Origin of the sequence: Streptomyces sp. NPDC048191 (assembly GCF_040652655.1) — a bacterium.
Lineage (GTDB): Bacteria > Actinomycetota > Actinomycetes > Streptomycetales > Streptomycetaceae > Streptomyces.
The window spans coordinates 109603-126704 of record NZ_JBEZMO010000006.1 but is presented as its reverse complement, the minus strand read 5'-3'; the positions used below and the strand labels follow the sequence as shown (position 1 = coordinate 126704).

At 72.7% G+C, this 17102-nt stretch carries 15 protein-coding genes; 8 read left to right on the top strand and 7 right to left on the bottom strand.

All coding sequences use genetic code 11. The features are described from left to right. Positions 1 to 39: 39 nt before the first annotated feature. The 3 genes from AB0D93_RS12745 to AB0D93_RS12735 all read right to left on the bottom strand — a co-directional run bounded on the left by AB0D93_RS12745 (position 40) and on the right by AB0D93_RS12735 (position 3279). The gene (locus tag AB0D93_RS12745) at positions 40 to 801 is read right to left on the bottom strand and encodes an SDR family oxidoreductase (RefSeq protein ID WP_362117579.1); all 762 of its coding nucleotides are present in this window, start codon (positions 799 to 801) and stop codon (positions 40 to 42) included. 68 nt (positions 802 to 869) lie between these two features. Beyond that, on the bottom strand, positions 870 to 2162 hold the full coding sequence (locus tag AB0D93_RS12740; RefSeq protein WP_362117576.1) for an RNA polymerase subunit sigma-70: 1293 nt from the start codon (positions 2160 to 2162) through the stop codon (positions 870 to 872). 97 nt (positions 2163 to 2259) lie between these two features. Continuing rightward, positions 2260 to 3279, bottom strand: a complete 1020-nt coding sequence (locus AB0D93_RS12735) for an aspartate-semialdehyde dehydrogenase (RefSeq protein ID WP_362117573.1) — start codon at positions 3277 to 3279, stop codon at positions 2260 to 2262. 331 nt (positions 3280 to 3610) lie between these two features. On the opposite strand from AB0D93_RS12735, the gene AB0D93_RS12730 reads away from it, so the two are divergent. After that, complete coding sequence (locus AB0D93_RS12730; RefSeq protein ID WP_362118189.1) at positions 3611 to 4168, top strand: sigma-70 family RNA polymerase sigma factor; 558 nt, start codon at positions 3611 to 3613, stop codon at positions 4166 to 4168. 1 nt (position 4169) lies between these two features. After that, positions 4170 to 5024: a hypothetical protein gene (locus tag AB0D93_RS12725; protein WP_362117570.1), complete on the top strand. Its 855-nt coding sequence runs from the start codon at positions 4170 to 4172 to the stop codon at positions 5022 to 5024. A 14-nt stretch (positions 5025 to 5038) separates the two neighbouring features. Here AB0D93_RS12725 and AB0D93_RS12720 read toward each other — a convergent pair whose 3' ends face one another. Beyond that, a complete protein-coding gene (locus AB0D93_RS12720) occupies positions 5039 to 5581 on the bottom strand; it encodes a CGNR zinc finger domain-containing protein (RefSeq protein ID WP_362117567.1) in 543 nt (180 codons plus the stop codon). A gap of 108 nt (positions 5582 to 5689) precedes the next feature. Here AB0D93_RS12720 and AB0D93_RS12715 point away from each other — a divergent pair, with 108 nt between their 5' ends. The 6 genes from AB0D93_RS12715 to AB0D93_RS12690 all read left to right on the top strand — a co-directional run bounded on the left by AB0D93_RS12715 (position 5690) and on the right by AB0D93_RS12690 (position 12134). Next, a complete protein-coding gene (locus AB0D93_RS12715; protein ID WP_362117564.1) occupies positions 5690 to 6136 on the top strand; it encodes a VOC family protein in 447 nt (148 codons plus the stop codon). Positions 6137 to 6138: 2 nt separating this feature from the next. Beyond that, positions 6139 to 7044, top strand: a complete 906-nt coding sequence (locus tag AB0D93_RS12710; protein ID WP_362117560.1) for a pyridoxamine 5'-phosphate oxidase family protein — start codon at positions 6139 to 6141, stop codon at positions 7042 to 7044. Between the two features lie 9 nt (positions 7045 to 7053). Then, positions 7054 to 7560, top strand: coding sequence for an NUDIX hydrolase (locus AB0D93_RS12705; RefSeq protein WP_362117557.1), 507 nt, complete (start codon positions 7054 to 7056; stop codon positions 7558 to 7560). 168 nt (positions 7561 to 7728) lie between these two features. After that, positions 7729 to 9495 (top strand): TIGR03767 family metallophosphoesterase, encoded by a 1767-nt coding sequence (locus AB0D93_RS12700; protein WP_362117554.1) that lies wholly within the window; start codon positions 7729 to 7731, stop codon positions 9493 to 9495. Positions 9496 to 9599: 104 nt separating this feature from the next. Next, positions 9600 to 10721, top strand: coding sequence for a serine hydrolase domain-containing protein (locus tag AB0D93_RS12695; RefSeq protein WP_362117551.1), 1122 nt, complete (start codon positions 9600 to 9602; stop codon positions 10719 to 10721). Between the two features lie 150 nt (positions 10722 to 10871). Continuing rightward, positions 10872 to 12134, top strand: a complete 1263-nt coding sequence (locus AB0D93_RS12690; RefSeq protein WP_362118186.1) for a glycosyltransferase — start codon at positions 10872 to 10874, stop codon at positions 12132 to 12134. Between the two features lie 31 nt (positions 12135 to 12165). On the opposite strand, the gene AB0D93_RS12685 is transcribed toward AB0D93_RS12690, so the two are convergent. The 3 genes from AB0D93_RS12685 to pepN all read right to left on the bottom strand — a co-directional run bounded on the left by AB0D93_RS12685 (position 12166) and on the right by pepN (position 16977). Then, a complete protein-coding gene (locus AB0D93_RS12685) occupies positions 12166 to 12975 on the bottom strand; it encodes an SGNH/GDSL hydrolase family protein (protein ID WP_362117548.1) in 810 nt (269 codons plus the stop codon). Between the two features lie 155 nt (positions 12976 to 13130). Further along, positions 13131 to 14168, bottom strand: coding sequence for a hypothetical protein (locus AB0D93_RS12680; RefSeq protein ID WP_362117545.1), 1038 nt, complete (start codon positions 14166 to 14168; stop codon positions 13131 to 13133). Positions 14169 to 14385: 217 nt separating this feature from the next. Further along, positions 14386 to 16977 carry an aminopeptidase N gene (gene pepN / locus AB0D93_RS12675; protein WP_362117542.1) on the bottom strand — a complete coding sequence of 864 codons (2592 nt, stop codon included), beginning with the start codon at positions 16975 to 16977 and terminating at the stop codon, positions 14386 to 14388. Positions 16978 to 17102 lie beyond the last annotated feature (125 nt).

Sequence of the window (17102 nt, the reverse complement as noted above, 5' to 3'; positions counted from 1 at the left end):
GAGGGCGCCCGGCATCCGTGCCGGGCGCCCTCCGCGCGCTCAGCCCGGGAACATCCCCGCGGTGACGTTGACGAACGTGCCGGTGATGCCCGCCGCGTGGTCGGAGGCGAGGAAGACGGCCGTCGCGGTGATCTCGGCGAGGGTGGGGTTGCGGCGGGTCATGCGCAGGCCGGCCAGGTGGTCGAGGATGCCGGCGACGTTCACGTTCGGGTCGACGGCGCGGAGCTTGTCCTCGCTGAGGGTCTCCGGGACGCCGGCCGCCCACAGGCCCACGGCGCGCACCCCGCGCGGGCCCAGTTCCATGGCGAGGTTGCGGACCAGGGCGTCGGTGGCGGCGTCGGCCGGACCCGTGCCGCCCATCATCGGACTGCCGTGCGCGGAGCCGCTGTTGAGGGTGAGGATCACGCCGGAGCCCTGCTCGGCCATGCGGCGGCCGGCGGCTCGGGCGGTGAGGAAGTTGGCGCGGGTGCCGTCGAGGACGGGGCGCAGGAAGTCGTCGGCGGACATGGCCGTCAGCGGCATGCCCTGGACATCACCGCGGCTGACGAGGTTGAAGGAGATGTCGATCCGGCCGGCCCGGGCCGCGTGCTCCTCCACGGCCGCCTCGTCCAGCGCGTCCAGGGCCGCCGTCTCGGCGTGCCCGCCGGCCGCCGTGATGTCCTTGGCCACGGCCTCCAGCGGGTCCCGGGTGCGGCCCACGAGGTGCACCCGGGCGCCCTCACGGGCGAAGGCGCGGGCCACCGCGGAACCGATCGAGCCGCCGGCGCCGTAGACGATCGCGGTCTTGTCGGTGAGCAGCATGGTGAACTCCTTCAGAAGTGGTGTCCGTTTCACCGATGCAGACGTACGGCAGCCCCGCCACTCATCGCTCACAGCCGCAGCGGCAGTCCGAACGCCGGGAACAGGTGCGGTTCGAAGGAGGTGATCTCCGCGACGCGGTCCTCGGCGTCGAAGCGGAGCACGTCCAGGACCTGGGCGCGGTAGACGTTCGTACCGGGGCGGCGGACGTAACCCCCGGCCGCGAGCTGCCCGTTGGCTTGGGCGGGCAGGTGGCGCCAGTGGCCGAGGAACACGGGTGACCCGGGGTCGAGGCTCGGGCGCAGGAAGCCGAGGAGCGCGTCGCGGCCGGTGAACCAGAACGGGTTGGGCGGCATGGTGAGCGTGACGTCCTCGGCGAGCAGCCCGGCCATCGCGGCGAAGTCGAGCCGCTCGGCCGCCGCCATGTACCGCCGCAGCGCGGCCCGCTGGGCGTCCGTGGGCGGAGCGGCCGTCCAGTCGGTGCGGTTCGCGGGCAGATGCTCGCGCAGGGCCGGACGGGCGCGTTGCAGCGCGCTGTTGACCGAGGCCACGGAGGTGTCGAGGGCCTGTGCGGTCTCGGCGGCGGTGAGTCCGAGCAGGTCGCGCAGCACGAGCGCCGCGCGCTGGCGGGCCGGCAGATGCTGGAGCGCGACGAGCAGGACCAGCTCGACGGTCTCGCGCGATTCCGCCGCGCCGTCCGGCAGCTCGTCGTCCGGGTACGGCTGCAGCCAGGTGACACGGGCCGGTGGCTCGCCGGTGCCGTGGTCCATGCCGGGCAGCGCCTCGTAGGCCTGCGGGCGGCGGGCGGTACGGCGCTGGAAGTCCAGGCAGGCGTTGGTGGCGATGCGGTACAGCCAGGTACGGGCGCTCGCCCGGCCCGCATAGCCGTCCCGGGCCCGCCAGGCACGCAGGAACGTCTCCTGGACCAGGTCCTCGGCGTCGTCGTAGGAGCCGGTCATGCGGTAGCAGTGGGCGCGGACCTCGCGCCGGTACGACTCGGTGAGCGCGGCGAAGGCGGACTCGTCGAAGGGCGTGGCCCCGGTTTCCGTCACGCCGGGCTCCGTGACGCAATGGTCCGTGGCCTGCCGGGTCTCCTGCGCGAGCCGCGCGATACGGCGCAGCCGGGCCACTGAGGCGGACAGTTCGGTGACGCCCGTGTACAGGGCGGAGGCCGGGCGCGGCACCAGCGATCCCGCCTGGCGGCCGACCGACTCGATCAGCTCCTCCAGGCCACCGCCGCCGTCCTGCCGCTCCCGGTACGCCTTCTGCCGGCAGGCCGCCGAGCAGTACAGCGAGTTACGGCCCCGGCGGCCGGCCCGCGCCGGAAGAGGGCCGCCACAGGTCGCGCACGTGTCCACGGCCACCTCCCGCTCGGAACCCGGGTCAGCGATCCTCGCACGACGGGGGAGAACACGACAGGGGCGGTCACGCGACCGTGACCGCCCCTGTGCCGTGCCGGGACTACTTCTCGGACAGCTCGGCCGCGACCAGCTCCGCGATCTGCACCGCGTTCAGCGCGGCGCCCTTGCGGAGGTTGTCGTTGGAGACGAACAGGGCGAGACCGTGCTCCACCGTCTCGTCGCGGCGGATGCGGCCGACGTACGACGGGTCCTGGCCGGCCGCCTGCAGCGGGGTCGGGATGTCGGAGAGGGCGACGCCCGGCGCCCCGGCGAGCAGCTCGGTCGCGCGCTCCGGCGAGAGGGGGCGGGCGAAGCGGGCGTTGACCTGGAGGGAGTGGCCGGAGAACACCGGGACGCGGACACAGGTGCCGGAGACCTTCAGGCCCGGGATCTCCAGGATCTTGCGGGACTCGTTGCGCAGCTTCTGCTCCTCGTCGGTCTCGTTCAGACCGTCCTCGACGACGGAGCCCGCCAGCGGGAGCACGTTGAAGGCGATGGGGCGCTTGTAGACCTGCGGCTCGGGGAAGTCGACCGCCGTGCCGTCGTGGGTCAGCTTGTCGGCGTCCGCGACCACCTTCTGCGCCTGGCCGTGCAGCTCGGCCACGCCCGCGAGACCCGAGCCGGACACCGCCTGGTAGGTGGCGACGACCAGCGCCTCGAGGCCCGCCTCCTCGTGCAGCGGCTTCAGGACCGGCATCGCGGCCATCGTGGTGCAGTTCGGGTTGGCGATGATGCCCTTGGGACGGTCGGCGACCGCGTGCGGGTTCACCTCGGAGACGACCAGGGGTACGTCCGGGTCCTTGCGCCAGGCGGAGGAGTTGTCGATCACCACGGCGCCCTGGGAGGCAACCTTCTCGGCCAGCGCCCTGGAGGTCGAGCCGCCCGCGGAGAAGAGCACGATGTCCAGGCCGGTGTAGTCGGCGGTCGCCGCGTCCTCCACCGTCACCCCGTCCAGCACCGTGCCGGCCGAGCGCGCCGAGGCGAACAGGCGCAGCTGGGTCACCGGGAAGTCACGTTCCGTGAGGATCCTGCGCATGACCGTGCCGACCTGACCGGTGGCTCCGACGATTCCGACCCTCACAGTGACTCCCTCTATGCGTCTCTCTCATGACCGGGGCTTTTCCATCATGCGGCCGACCCCGGTCGTGCTGTCCAATTCTTTGCGGAGTGTGCCCGAGGAGTGGGACACGATCACCCGGCCGACGGTTCCGTACGTCCGCCCGGCACCGCCCTGAGCTGGAGAAATTCCCCTTGCCCGGCGCCCCGGCCGCAAGCTGTGCTGTCCCGTCCCTGCCCGTACGGTTACCGGCCACACGGTGATGTGACGTACGCCTCTGCGGGCCGCCGGAAACCGGTCCGAACGTTTCGGGCCGCCGCCGCGTCGTAGGGGCAGACGGGTGAGGGGGTGGCTTGTGCTGCGCGGAGGGGCGCGCCGCGACCAGGGGGCGTACGCCGCCGGGACGGACCAGGGGGGTCCCGGCGGCGACGATCCATTGGACGCGGCCCAGGAACGCCGGGTGCGGGCGGTGCTCGCGCTCGGCGGGGTGCCGCAGTCGGACCTGCCGGACGGGGTGCAGCAGGTCCGGCTGCGGCTGCTGGAGCGGACCGCGAACGGCCGCGAGGCGCCGCGGGACGTGTCGGCGTGGGCGGCGGTGGTCGCCTCCAACCTCGCCATGGACTGGCACCGGGCCAAGCGGCGCCAGGAGCGGCTGGGGGAGCGGCTGGCCGCGCTGCGCGAACCCGCGCACCCCTCCGGCGAGGAGACCAGCCTGCTCTCCCTCGCCGTCGCCCGGGGCCTGGACGAACTGCCCGCCGCCCAGCGGCAGGTGCTCGTCCTGCGGTTCTTCACCGACCTGCCCGTCCGGGGCATCGCCGAGGAACTGGGCATCCCCGAGGGCACGGTCAAGAGCAGGCTGCACACGGCGGTCCGCGCCCTGCGCGACCGCCTGCACGAGGACGAGGTGGTGTGACGTGACGGGGCCCGACGGCACGGGGAGTGCCGGGGAGTACGGCGGTATGGACGCGCTGATGGCCGCGATCACGGGGGAGTCGCTGCCGGAGGAGGCCCGGCGGGATCCCGCCTTCCTCGCCGAACACCGGGCGGCCGAGGCCGACGTGGCGCTGCTGAAGGAGCAGCTGACCCGGCTCGCGGAGGCGCTGACCGGTGAGGAGACGCGGGGGGCGCCCGCGCGGAGTCCTGGGTCCGCGCCCCGGCCGCGCGGTGCCGTACGGCCGGCGCGTGCGCGGCGCCACCCCGCGCGTCCCTCACGGCCCGGCCGGCCCTCCGGGCCGCGGCGGGCGCCGCGGATCGCGTTCGGGGCGCTCGCCGGCGCCGCGGCCTGCGCGCTGGTCGTCGGGTTCGGCTGGTTGGTCACGCACCCCGGCGCCGCGGACGACAGCGGCGCGAGCGCCGCGGACTCCTCGGGCAAGCGTGCGGGCGAGGCCCAGGCACCCCGGGACGACGGGCGGCCCGCCGAACCGGAACTCGACCTGGCCTGCTCCCGGCTGGTCGTGGAGGGCACCGTGGCCACGGTGGAGCCGCGGCAGCCGTCCCCGTGGAGCCGGATCACACTGACCGTGATCCGTTCCTACAAGCCCGCGCACGGACCGGACCGGGTCGGCTTCCTGCTCGGCGCCGGCGCGAAACCGGCCCCGCGCCCGGGACAGCACGTGCTCGTCGAGGTGGGCGTGGGACAGCGCAACGCGCGCCTGTGGGCCGTGGGAGACACCCGGGTGGCGGTCAACCGCGCCTGGATCACGGAGGCGCTGCCCAAGTCCCGGCAGACCGCCTGCCCCGCCGAGGAGGTGCCCACCGGCAAGCCGTGACCTGCCCGGTCCGCTCACTTCTCCTTCGAGCGCGCGTAGTGCCGGGACGCCTTCGCGCGGTTGCCGCACGCGGCCATCGAGCACCAGCGGCGGGTGCCGTTCCGGGACGTGTCGAAGAAGTGCAGGATGCAGCCGCCGCCGGCGCAGCCGCGGATCCGCTCCGGCGCGCGGCTGATCAGGTCCAGGTAGTCGCGGGCGGCGAGCCAGGCCGGTCCCCAGGAGGGGTCGGCGAACTCCGGATCCTCGGCGGGGCCGTCGGCGGTCAGCCGGGCCCGGATCCGGCCGTGCGCCAGGACGGCGTCCACGAGCGGCGCCGCCTCCCGCGGCGAGCCGTGCACCGCGGCCCCGATCGCCTCGCGGGCCTCGCGTAGACGGCGCAGCACCCCGGCGTCGGCCGGATGGGTGCCGGCCAGCCCGTTGGCGGCCAGCCACACCGCGAGCCCCTCGGTGTCCTGGAGCAGGTCCCGGGTGACGCCTTCCTGGTTCCACCGGGTGTTGAGCAGGTCGAGGGCGAGGGGCTCGCCGGTGAGCGGGCGGGGATCGCGAGCGGTGGACATGGGGACTCCTTCTCTCCTAACCGCTGAATTGTATGTGAGCGGTTGACCCGGGCGCATCTAACTGCCTAATCTCATTTACGAAGGTTAGATCTCTCGAAGGGAAACGCCATGGCCCCCGGCATCGCACACGCGGGACTGAACGTCACCGACCTCGACCGCTCCCTCGCCCTCTACCGCGACCTCCTCGGCTTCGCCGTGCTCAGCGAGGGCAAGGAGGACGGCCGGCGCTGGGCGATGCTGGGGGAGACCGGCGGCGCCCCGCTCGTCACCCTCTGGCAGCAGGCGCAGGGGTCGTACGACAGCGGTCGCGCGGGACTGCACCACCTCGCCTTCACGGTCGACTCGGTCGACCGCGTCCGGGAGTACGAGACCGCGCTGCGGGCCGCCGGGGTGGACTTCGCCCACGACGGCGTGGTCGCCCACCGCGAGGGCGGCACCTCCGGCGGGATCTTCTTCCACGACCCCGACGGCATCCGTCTGGAGATCTCCGCCCCGCTCGGCCCCGACGGCGCCCCGGCCCCCCACGCCTCCGCTCCGACCTGCGGTTTCTTCTAGGCATGGGCGCCTATCACGAGGGCTCGCTCGCCGTGCAGGAACTGATGGGCGTACGCGACCGGGCCGACCACGTCGGCCGCTCCCTCGGCCAGGACATCAAGCCGGTCGCGGCGGCCTTCCTGGAACTGCAGCCCCTGCTGGTGGTGGGCGCGGCGGACCCGGGGACGGGGAGGGTGTGGGCGTCGGCGCTCACGGGCAGCCCGGGGTTCGTGCGGGCGACGAGTCCGAGACGGATGTCGGTCACGACGGACGCCACGGACGACCCGCGGCCGGACCACCGGGACCCGCTCGCGCCGGCCCTCGAAACCCCCGGCACCCCCGTGGGCACCATCGCCCTGGACCCCCGGACCCGCCGCCGCATGCGCCTCAACGGCCGGCTGCGGCCGACACCGAGGGGGTTCGCGATCGAAGCGGACCAGGTCTTCTCCAACTGTCCCAGGTACATCCAGCGCAGACAGTCGTACGAGACACTCACCGACCGCGCCCGGGAGGCTCCCCGCACCCTCGGCGAACTCGACCCGCGGGCAATGGAGTTCATCCGCTCGGCCGACACCTTCTTCCTGGCCACGGTGCACCCCGCCGGCGCCGACGTCAGCCACCGCGGCGGCAACCCGGGCTTCGTGCGGATCACGTCACCGCGCGAACTCACCTGGCCGGACTACCCCGGCAACGCCATGTTCCTCACCCTGGGCAACCTCCGCACCGACCCCCGGGCCGGACTGCTCTTCCTCGACTGGACCGCCGGCACCACCCTGCAGTTGACCGGCGAGGCGCACGCGGCGTTCACCGCCGAGGGCACCCGCACCGTCCGCTTCACCCTCACCGAGGCCCTGTGGTCCCCGGCCGCCCTGCCGCTGCGCTGGTCCGCCCCCGAGTACTCACCGGCGAACCCGGACCTTCCGGGCTAACGTCTGTGCATGCGACGGAACTTGAGGGTGGCGGCCTACGCCGTGTGCGTCCGCGACGGACAGATCCTGCTGGCCCGTTCGCCCGGCCCCCACGGAACCCCCGAGTGGGTGCTGCCCGGTGGCGGCATGGAACACGGCGAGGACCCGTACGACACCGTCCGCCGTGAGGTCGCCGAGGAGACCGGTTACCGCATCGAGGTGACCGGTCTCCTCGGCGTGGACTCGCGCCGGCTGACCCTGGACCGTCGTACCGACCACCACGCGCTGCGTCTCGTCTACGAGGGCGAGGTCGTCGGCGGTGAACTACGGTACGAAGTGGGCGGATCCACCGACTTCGCCGCATGGCAGGACTTGTCGGCCGTCGACGGCCTGGTGCGGGTGCGGCTCGTCGACGTCGCGCTCGGCCTGTGGCGCGAGCGCCCCGCGCACGGTCATCCCGGCCCCGGGGTCCGTCCCCTACCCCAGGAGATGAACGAGGAGCAACCGCCTCCCGGCCGCCCGCAATCCACTCCATGACCGCGACCGGTACCCCGTGATCCACGTACGGTGATCGGCGCTGCGCGTTGCCGCCGCGTTCACGCGCAGGTCATCCCCGGTGCCAACCATCCAGAGCGAGCGGGCCGTTCGCGCGAGCGACGACCCGCGACCACTGCCGACGCGTTCGCACCCGGGGAGATCGCGCCAATGTCGCGCATACGCTCTGTCGCCACCTCCGCTCTGGGGGTCAACCGCCGTACCGTCCTCGCCGCCGCCGGAGCGGTCTCGCTCTCCGCGGGCGTCGGCTATGCCCTCCGCCCCACCGACACCCAGGCCGCCACCACCTCGCCGCAGGCGGGAGCCGAGGCGCCGGTCGCCCACTCCCGGCAGGCCGCGGCGGCGGCCCCGCTCGCCCCCTACACCAAGGGCACCACCCTCGCCTCCGTCGCCGCCCCGCGGAACGGCTCCGGCTACCGCCGGCTCGGCGACGGCGCCGGCTGGCAGCGCGTGGTGCGCGGCGAGCTGGCCGCGCCCAAGTCGGGCCGGGCGGGCCGCCGTACCACCCTCGCCGCGTTCGTGCAGTTCACCGACCTGCACCTGCAGGACGTCCAGCACCCGCTGCGGCTGGAGTACCTGCGCTCCACCGACGTGCACGCCTGGCGTCCGCAGGAGGCGCTCACCGTGCCCGGTGCGATCTCGCTGGTCGAGCGGGTCAACGCGCTGCGGGGCGCCCCCGTCACCGGCGCCCCGCTCCACTTCGTCATGACCACCGGCGACAACACCGACAACAACGCCCACTCCGAACTGGAGTGGTTCATGAAGATCATGAGCGGTGGCCGCATCACCCCCAACTCCGGTGATCCCAGGCACTACGAGGGCGTGCAGAACAGCGGCCTGAAGCTGTACTGGCAGCCGGACGCCACCCTCCGGGACAACGACAAGGCGCTCGGCTTCCCGCACCTGAAGGGCTTCCTGACCGCCGCGATCCGCGAGGTGCGCAGCCCCGGCCTGAAGCTGCCCTGGTATTCCACCGTCGGCAACCACGACGCCCTCCCGCTCGGCTGCTACGGCTCCCACGGCGACCCCTACCTCGCCGAGGCGGCCATCGGCGGCAAGAAGCTGTTCGGCGTCTCCGCCGCCGACGCCAAGAAGCTGCAGGACGCCATCAAGAACGCCAAGGACCCCAGGGGCTCCGGCTACCGGGACTTCCTCAAGGCCCACGCCCGCTCGATGCGCTCGGTCACGCCGGACGAGAAGCGCGCCCCCTACACCCAGGCCGACTACCTCAAGGCCCACCTGGACCCGGCCCACCAGGGCGTCGGCCCGGTCGGCCACGGCTACTCCTCGGCGAACCTCGACGCGGGCACCCAGTACTACGCCTTCCGCATCTCCGACGACGTCATCGGCATCAGCCTCGACACCACCGACGCCGGCGGCCACTACGAGGGCTCCATCGGCACCGCCCAGCTGAACTGGCTGGACAAGACGCTGAAGGACAACAAGGACTCCTACGCCGTCGTCTTCAGCCACCACACCAGCACGTCGATGGACAACACCCGCCCCGACCCGGCCCACCCGGGCGAGAAGCGGCACAGCGGTGCCGAGGTGGTCAAGGCGCTGGGCGCGCACGCCAATGTGCTGGTCTGGGTGAACGGCCACATCCACAAGAACGTCATCACCCCGCACCAGGCCTCCGGCGGCCGCTCCTTCTGGGAGATCTCCACCGCCTCGCACATCGACTTCCCCCACCTGGCCCGCGTCATCGAGCTGGTGGACAACAAGGACGGCACGCTCTCCCTGTTCACCACCCTCATCGAGTCCGCGGCGCCGCACCGCACCGACTTCGCCGACCTCTCCCAGACCGGCCTCGCCGCCCTCTACCGCGAGCTGGCCTACAACGCGCCCGGCGCCAACAGGACCCTCGCCGGCAGCGCGGCCGACCGGAACACGGAGCTGGTGCTGAAGAAGGGCTGATACGGCCGGTATTCACCCAACCGGCCTACACCTGAGCAACCTTTGCGCATCCGACACCGGTTTCTCCCTCCGACCGCACGGAACACCACAGGTTGGGGGAAGACATGCGTCGACGCACGACCCTGGTGGGCGCCACCGCCCTGCTCCTCTCGGCGGCCCTCGCGGCGCCCGCCCTGGCCGCCTCCGGCGACGGGCACGCGGGCACCCGCGAGGCCGTCGAGGCGGCGGTCGCGGCCGGCGTGCCCGGGGTGACCGCCACCGCGAGGGACACCCACGGCACCTGGTCCGCCACCGCCGGCGTGGGCGACGTCCGCACGGGCGCACCCCGCTCCATCGCCGACCGCTACCGCGTCGGCAGCATCACCAAGACCTTCGTCGCCACCGTCCTGCTCCAACTGGAGGCGGAGGGCCGGCTGTCCCTGGACGACACCGTGGAGAAGTGGCTGCCGGGCGTCGTCCACGGCCACGACGGACGCCGCATCACCGTCCGCCGGCTGCTCAACCACACCAGCGGCATCTACAACTACACCTCGGACGCGGACTTCGGCCGCGACTACTTCACCCCGGACGGCTTCCGCCGGCACCGCTACGACACACTCACGCCGGCCCGGCTCGTCGCCATCGCCATGCGGCACGAGCCGGACTTCGCGCCCGGCACGTCCTGGAAGTACTCCAACACCAACTACGTCGTGGCCGGCATGGTGATCGAGAAGGTGACCGGACACACGTACGCCTCGGAGATCACCCGCCGCGTCATCGACCCGCTGCACCTGAGGGCGACCTCCCTGCCCGGGACCAGGACGGGCCTCCCGCACCCGAGCAGCCGCGCCTATTCGAAATTCACCGATCCCACCGGCCCGACGTACGACGTCACGGCCCTCAGTCCCACCATCGCCTCCTCCGCGGGGGAAATGATCTCGGACTCCGCCGACCTGGACCGTTTCTACGGTGCCCTGCTGGGCGGAAAGCTCCTTCCGGCCCGCCAGCTGAAGGAAATGAAGACCACCGTCGCGATCAAGGGCACCCCGAACCCGGGCGGCTATGGCCTCGGCCTCATGGAGACCCCGCTGGGCTGCGGCGTTCGAGTCTGGGGCCATGACGGCGGCATCCACGGCTCCGTATCGACGGCGGTGACGACCGAGGACGGGCGGCATTCCCTGGCCCTCAATTTCAACGGCGACTGGGCCGGCGACGCGCGCAAGATCGTGGAAAGGGAATTCTGTTAGCGACTTTTCATTCGCGTAGTTCTGCGTTAACGCGCACGTAATATCCGTACCGCCTCATATCGGCTAACCCGCTATGGACGGGGATGGCTCGATCTTCTCGATCATTTATGCAAGGCGGGTGGTCGTGTGCGTGCTTCGCACGGACTGCGTGTGCTGTCGGTCTACGAGGGTTTCTTCTCCGGAGGAGCCCGGATCGTGCACAGCGACGTCGTACTGGGACTGGCCGAGGGCGGCCAGTCCCACCAGGTACTCAGCATTCACGGTGAGGTCCATCGCGAGGCCACCAGGCAGCGCATGGAGGACGACCACTGCTACCGGGCGCTGACCGCCGGCGGGGTCGGCGTCACCTCGCTCGGCCGCAGCGCGGGCCTGGTGGACGGGTCCCTCGCGGCGAACGCTTTCAGCGGGCCCGAGCTGGCCGAAACCGCTCGGTCGATGGCGGGGGCGGATGTGATCCTCTCCCTGAAGGAGCAGCCGCTGGCCCTGCTGAACCAGGCTGGCCTGCCCCGCCGGCCGGTCGTGGTGGGCCTGCACCGCTCCGACCCGGAGAACCAGGGCCCCGCCCTGGAGGAGCTGAAGGCCGCCATCGCCGACGGCACGGTGGCCGCGTGCGTGTGCTGCGCCGAGTCCACCCGGGCCGCCTACGAGGCCGCCGGCATCCCGGCCCGGCTGCTGCACGTCATACCCAACGGGGTCGACCTGCTCCGCTTCCGCCCCGACCCGGCCGCGCGCCGCGCGCTGCGCGCCCGGCTCGGCGTCGCGGACCGGGCGCCCGTCGTCGTCTTCGCGGCCCGGTACGCCGCGATGAAGAACGTCCCGCTGCTGCTGCGCGCGGCCCGGACCTGGCTGGCCCGCGAGGGCGGCGGGCACGTGGTGATGTGCGGCGCCGGCATGACCCCGGACAATCCCGGACTGCGCGTGGACCTCGCCGACGCCTTCGCGGACGCGCCGTCCCTCACCGACCGGGTGCACCTGCTCGGCGTGCGGCACGACATGCCGGCCGTCTACGCGGCCGCCGACGTCGTCGCCCTGACCTCCGTCTCCGGGGAGGCGGCGCCGCTGTGCCTGATCGAGGGCATGATGTGCGGCGCGGTCCCGGTCACGACCGACGTCGGCGACAGCGCGTCGATCGTGGACGGCCTCGGCCGTGTCACCCCGCCGGACCCGGCCGCGATCGCCCTGGCCTGGTCCGCCGCGGCCGCCGCCCGCGGGGAACTGACCCCGGCCCTGGAACGCAGCCGCGAACGCTTCAGCCGCACCCGCATGATCGCGGCCTACGCCGCCCTCCTCGACGAGGTGTACACCGCACACGCCGCCGGGCGGGGGATCGTCGCGCAGCACGCGGTCGGCCTCGGTGCCGGCCTCGATCCGCACCACGGGGGTGTGGGCGAAGAGGCGGCGGAGGAGCGGTAGCCGGGCCCGGCGCACCCGTACCCCGCGGGGTTCAGGAGGTCCGGTCGAGGACCGGGAGGTAGCCGAGGGTCTGCCCCGGGGCCGTGGGGTGGTACGACTCGGTGGGGGCCAGCACGTCGACACTGTGCAGCCAGGGGGTCCGGGAACAGATCTCGTGTCCGGCGAAGGCGGCCCTGACGTCGGCGAAGGTGAACCCGTGGGCGGCGGCGCGACGGGCGATCACCGCGTCGAGGTGGTCCACCCCGTCGTTGATGGCGGCGCGCGCGCTGTCCTGGAGGCCGATCTCGCAGGAGCCCCTGAGGTGGTACAGGTGCGGGTAGCCGAGCACCACGACGCGGGCGGCGGGAGCCCGGTTCCTGATGGCCGAGTAGAGCCGGTCCAGGCTGTCCCCGAGGGACCTGTCCACCGTGGCGCGGGCGCCGGCGACGGCTGACAGGCAGCGGCTGGTGCCGCCCAGCGCGCAGGTCGTCATGACACCGACGAAGCCCGCGTCGCTGCCGCCGACGGTGAGGGTGACCAGCCTGGTGCCGGCGCCGAGCGCACCGAGCTGGCCGGACAGGACGTCGCTCGTCCGGGCGTGGTTGCACGCGGAGAAGGCGAAGGACGCCACCCGGTGCGCCGAGGCCCACAGGACCGGGTACGCCCGGCTGCTGCGCTTGCAGTTCGTGCCGGTGGGCAGGTAGTCGCCGGCACCGAGCCCGGCCGAGTAGGAGTCACCGAGGGCCACGTACCCCGGGCCCGTTCGCAGCGGCGCCGCCTGTGCCGTCCCGGGGGCGGCGACGAGGCAGGCGGCGGCGAGCAGCAGGGCCGACGAGCACGCGGCTGTCCGGGTGTGTCGCATACTCCCATCTTTCGTGACCCGGACGGCGCCGCCCGCGAGGTTCCTCCGTTCGGGTGAGAACGCAGCGTTACCTGGGGCCGCGACCGCGAGAAGGGGCCACCGGCACCGGCCCGGTGGCCCCTCCTCTTCCCTCCTGGCGCGCCTCCGGTCCGTCACTACCGGGGAAGCACCACGACGTACGCCGCCGGATCGCGGTCGGCGGAGGCCATCAGGGCCGTACGGATCACCGCGGCCTGCTGTTCCATCGCGTTCCTGAGCTTCTTCGGGGTGACGTACACGACCGTGATCCCGAGGCGTTCCAAATGTTCGCGTTTACGGGCGTACTCCGACCACTGCGCGTCGTCGTCCTGCCGGGGTGCGCGTGTGTCCAGCTCCACCGCCACCGCCTGGTCGGGCCAGTACGCGTCCAGGCCGCCGAGGTGCGGGCCGCCGGGCAGGCGCAGGTCGACGTTCCAGACGGGGTCGGGCAGCCCGTACTTGGTGACCATCCGGTACAGGCGGGCCTCGGCGATCGAGCGGCCCTCCGCCACCAGTGAGTCCACCGCCTCCACCACGTGCGGCCGGCTCAGCAGCTTGGCCCGGGTCAACTCCCGCACCACCGCGGCCGGTTCGCAGTGGCCGCCGCGCACCGCCTCGGTCAGCAGCCGTCGTACCGCCTCCCCGTCCGCCAGCTCCGCCACCGCGTCCGCCAGCGCCCGCGGCACCGGTGCCACCGGCAGGCCCGCCACCGTGCGGGGGGCGGGCAGGGCGGAGGTGCGCAGGACCCGGACGTAGCCCGTGGAGCGCAGCCGGCGCAGCCGCGGGACCAGGACGTCGACGTGGTCCAGGGCGAGCAGCGGCGGGGTCGTGGCGAAGCCGTGGAGGGAGAGGGCGGCGAGGCCGGTGATCATCGCCTCCGCGTAGAGCGGGCGGTGCGGTTCCTGCGCCGTCGGCTGGGCCGGGACACCCGGCGCGGACTCACGGGCCGCGTACAGCAGGGCCCCGTGCAGACGCTCCTCGCTCGTCGGCGGGCCGGGGTGCAGCAGGATCACGTTCGGCAGCAGCTGCCGCCAGGGCCCGCCGGGACGGCACTGCTCGTTCAGTTCGGCCGTCGTCACGCCGTGGGAGCGGAGCTGGGCCACCGTCAGGACGCGGCGGTGGGCCTCGGAGAGGTGACGAAGGGGGCGGGGGGAGAGCGGGGTGTTGTGCGTCATGGCGTCGGGATTCCCGCGCCCGGTCCCACCCTTAACCGCTGTTACACGGTCGTCGAGGAATGCGGACAAGGCGGGACTAAAGGTCAGGTGTTCGGATGCCGAGTAGGGATGGGAAACCCCTGGTCCGATCGGGTGCGGACCAGGGGTTACGGTTCCGATGGAACGAATTCCGTAACGGTCACCGGCGGCCCAAGCTCAGGCCAACGCTCGGGTGGTGTCAGCCGGCGCTCGCCGTCGCGTCGCACTCCTGTGCGCGCAGCGCCCGCGCCAGGTCGTCCCGCGCCTCCAGCACCAGTCGGCGCAGCGCCGGCGCCGCGTCCCGGTGCGCCTGCAGCCACGCGTCCGTCGCCCGGAGCGTCTCCGGGCGGTCCTGGAGCGCCGGGAACAGGCCCCGTACGACGTCCATGCCGATCTGGATCGACCGCTCCCGCCACACCCGCTCGATCGCCGCGAAGTACTTCTCCGCGTACGGCGCGGTCAGCTCCCGCTGGGAGGGCTGGTCGAAGCCCGCGATGGTCGCCTCCACCAGCGCGTTCGACAACGCGTCGGACTCCACCACCTGCGCCCACGCCTGCGCCTTGACCGCGGCGGACGGGCGGGCCGCCAGGCAGCGGACCTGGTGGCGCTTGCCGGACGCCGTGTCGTCGCGGGCCAGTTCGGCCGCCAGGACGGACTCGTCCGCCGCCCCCCGCGCGGTCAGCGGCTCCAGGAACGCCCAGCGCAGCTCCTGGTCCACCTCCAGACCGTCGATCGTCGTCGTCCCGTCCAGCAGGTCCCGCAGCAGCTTCAGGTCGGGCTCGGCGAACGCCACGTTCGCGAAGAACCGCGCCCACGCCAGCTGCTGCTCGCTGCCCGGCCCGGCCGTCCGCAGCTCCCGCAGCGCGCCCTCGGCCACCAGCTCCTCGCCGGTCGCCCGCCACTCGGGCGCCGCGTAGTGCACCAGCGCCGAGTTCGCCCACGCGTGCAGCATCTGCAGCACGCCGATGTCGGACTCGCGGCCCGCGAACCGCAGCACCAGAGCGACGAAGTCCCGCGCCGGCAGCAGCGCGTCCCGGGTCATGTTCCACAGCGCCGACCAGCACAGGGCCCGGGCCAGCGGGTCGGTCAGCGCGCCCAGGTGCGCCTTGAGCGTGGCCAGCGAGGTGTCGTCGAAGCGGATCTTGCAGTACGTCAGGTCGTCGTCGTTGACCAGGACCAGCTCCGGCGCCTCGGCACCCGCCAGGTCCGCGACGACCGTGCGCGGGCCCTCCACGTCGGTCTCCACACGCGCGTACCGCACGAGCGCGCCCTCGGGCGTACGGCGGTACAGACCCACCGCGACGCGGTGCGGGCGCTCCTCGGGGTGCGACTCGGGCGCCTCCTGCACCACCGCCAGCTCGGCCACCCGGCCCGCCGCGTCCAGCAGCACCTGCGGCGTCAGCGAGTTGACCCCGGCCGTCTGCAGCCACGAGCGCGCCCACGCGGACATGTCCCGGCCGCTGGTCTCGCCCAGCACCGACAGCAGGTCGCCGAGGCGCGTGTTGCCGTACGCGTTGCGCTTGAAGTAGCGGCGGGCACCCTCCAGGAACGCGTCCTGGCCGACGTACGCCACCAGCTGCTTGAGCACCGAGGCGCCCTTGGCGTAGGTGATGCCGTCGAAGTTCAGCTTGGCGTCCTCCAGGTCACGGATGTCCGCCGTGACCGGATGCGTGGACGGTAGCTGGTCCGCGCGGTACGCCCAGGCCTTGCGGCGGTTGGCGAAGGTGATCCAGGCGTCCTTGAAGCGGGTCGCGCCCACGTTCGCGAACGTGCCCATGAAGTCCGCGAAGGACTCCTTCAGCCACAGGTCGTCCCACCACTCCATCGTCACCAGGTCGCCGAACCACATGTGCGCCATCTCGTGCAGGATGACGTTGGCCCGCGCCTCGTACGACGCCTGCGTCACCTTCCCGCGGAAGATGTACTCCTCGCGGAAGGTCACCAGACCCGGGTTCTCCATCGCCCCCAGGTTGTATTCCGGCACGAACGCCTGGTCGTACTTCCCGAACGGGTACGGGTAGTCGAAGTGGTCGTGGAAGAAGTCCAGGCCCTGCTTGGTGACCAGGAAGACGTCGTCGGCGTCGAAGTGCGGGGCGAGCCCCTTGCGGCACATCGCGCCGAGCGGGATCTCCAGCTTGGTGCCGTCCTCGAAGACCCGCTCGTAGGAATCCGTCACATAGTGGTACGGCCCCGCCACCACGCACGTGATGTACGTCGAGATCGGCTTGGTCTCCGCGAACTTCCAGACGCCGTCGGCCCGTTCGCCCGCGCCGTTGCTCCACACCGTCCAGCCCTCCGGGGCCCGGACCTCGAAGCGGTAGGGCGCTTTGAGGTCCGGCTGCTCGAAGTTGGCGAAGACGCGGCGGGCGTCGGCCGGCTCGTACTGGGTGTAGAGGTAGACCTCGCCGTCCTCGGGGTCGACGAAGCGGTGCATGCCCTCACCGGTGCGGGAGTAGGCGCACTGCGCGTCCACCACCAGCTCGTTCTCCGCGGCCAGGTCCTCCAGGGCGATCCGCGCGCCGTCGAAGACCTCACCCGGATCCAGGTCCCGGCCGTTGAGCGAGACCGAGGTCACGCCCGGCGCGATCAGGTCGGCGAAGCTGGACGCGCCCGGCTCGTTGCAGCGGAAGCGGATCGTGGTCACCGACCGGAACGTGCGCGGCTGCCCGTCACCGTCACCGTCCCCGTCGCCGACGGCGGACCTGAGGTCCAGGGACACGTCGTACCCGTCGACGGACAGCAGGGCGGCCCGCTCCCGGGCCTCTTCACGGGACAGATTCTCACCGGGCACTGCGGCACTCCCTTGTGATCGCGTGGATGGCGGCCGGACAGCACCGATCCTGCCATGCGCCCCTGACAGCGGGCAGCAGGGAATGCGGGTCGCGAGGACGTCGTTGAGGCTCGGAAAGAGTCCTT

Excerpts from the sequence above, each read along its gene's own strand:
- AB0D93_RS12745 (WP_362117579.1), bottom strand. The coding sequence starts at position 801 with ATGCTGCTCACCGACAAGACCGCGATCGTCTACGGCGCCGGCGGCTCG.
- AB0D93_RS12720 (WP_362117567.1), bottom strand. The coding sequence starts at position 5,581 with ATGTCCACCGCTCGCGATCCCCGCCCGCTCACCGGCGAGCCCCTCGCC.
- AB0D93_RS12715 (WP_362117564.1), top strand. The coding sequence starts at position 5,690 with ATGGCCCCCGGCATCGCACACGCGGGACTGAACGTCACCGACCTCGAC.
- AB0D93_RS12710 (WP_362117560.1), top strand. The coding sequence starts at position 6,139 with ATGGGCGCCTATCACGAGGGCTCGCTCGCCGTGCAGGAACTGATGGGC.
- AB0D93_RS12705 (WP_362117557.1), top strand. The coding sequence starts at position 7,054 with ATGCGACGGAACTTGAGGGTGGCGGCCTACGCCGTGTGCGTCCGCGAC.
- AB0D93_RS12700 (WP_362117554.1), top strand. The coding sequence starts at position 7,729 with ATGTCGCGCATACGCTCTGTCGCCACCTCCGCTCTGGGGGTCAACCGC.
- AB0D93_RS12695 (WP_362117551.1), top strand. The coding sequence starts at position 9,600 with ATGCGTCGACGCACGACCCTGGTGGGCGCCACCGCCCTGCTCCTCTCG.
- AB0D93_RS12685 (WP_362117548.1), bottom strand. The coding sequence starts at position 12,975 with ATGCGACACACCCGGACAGCCGCGTGCTCGTCGGCCCTGCTGCTCGCC.
- AB0D93_RS12680 (WP_362117545.1), bottom strand. The coding sequence starts at position 14,168 with ATGACGCACAACACCCCGCTCTCCCCCCGCCCCCTTCGTCACCTCTCC.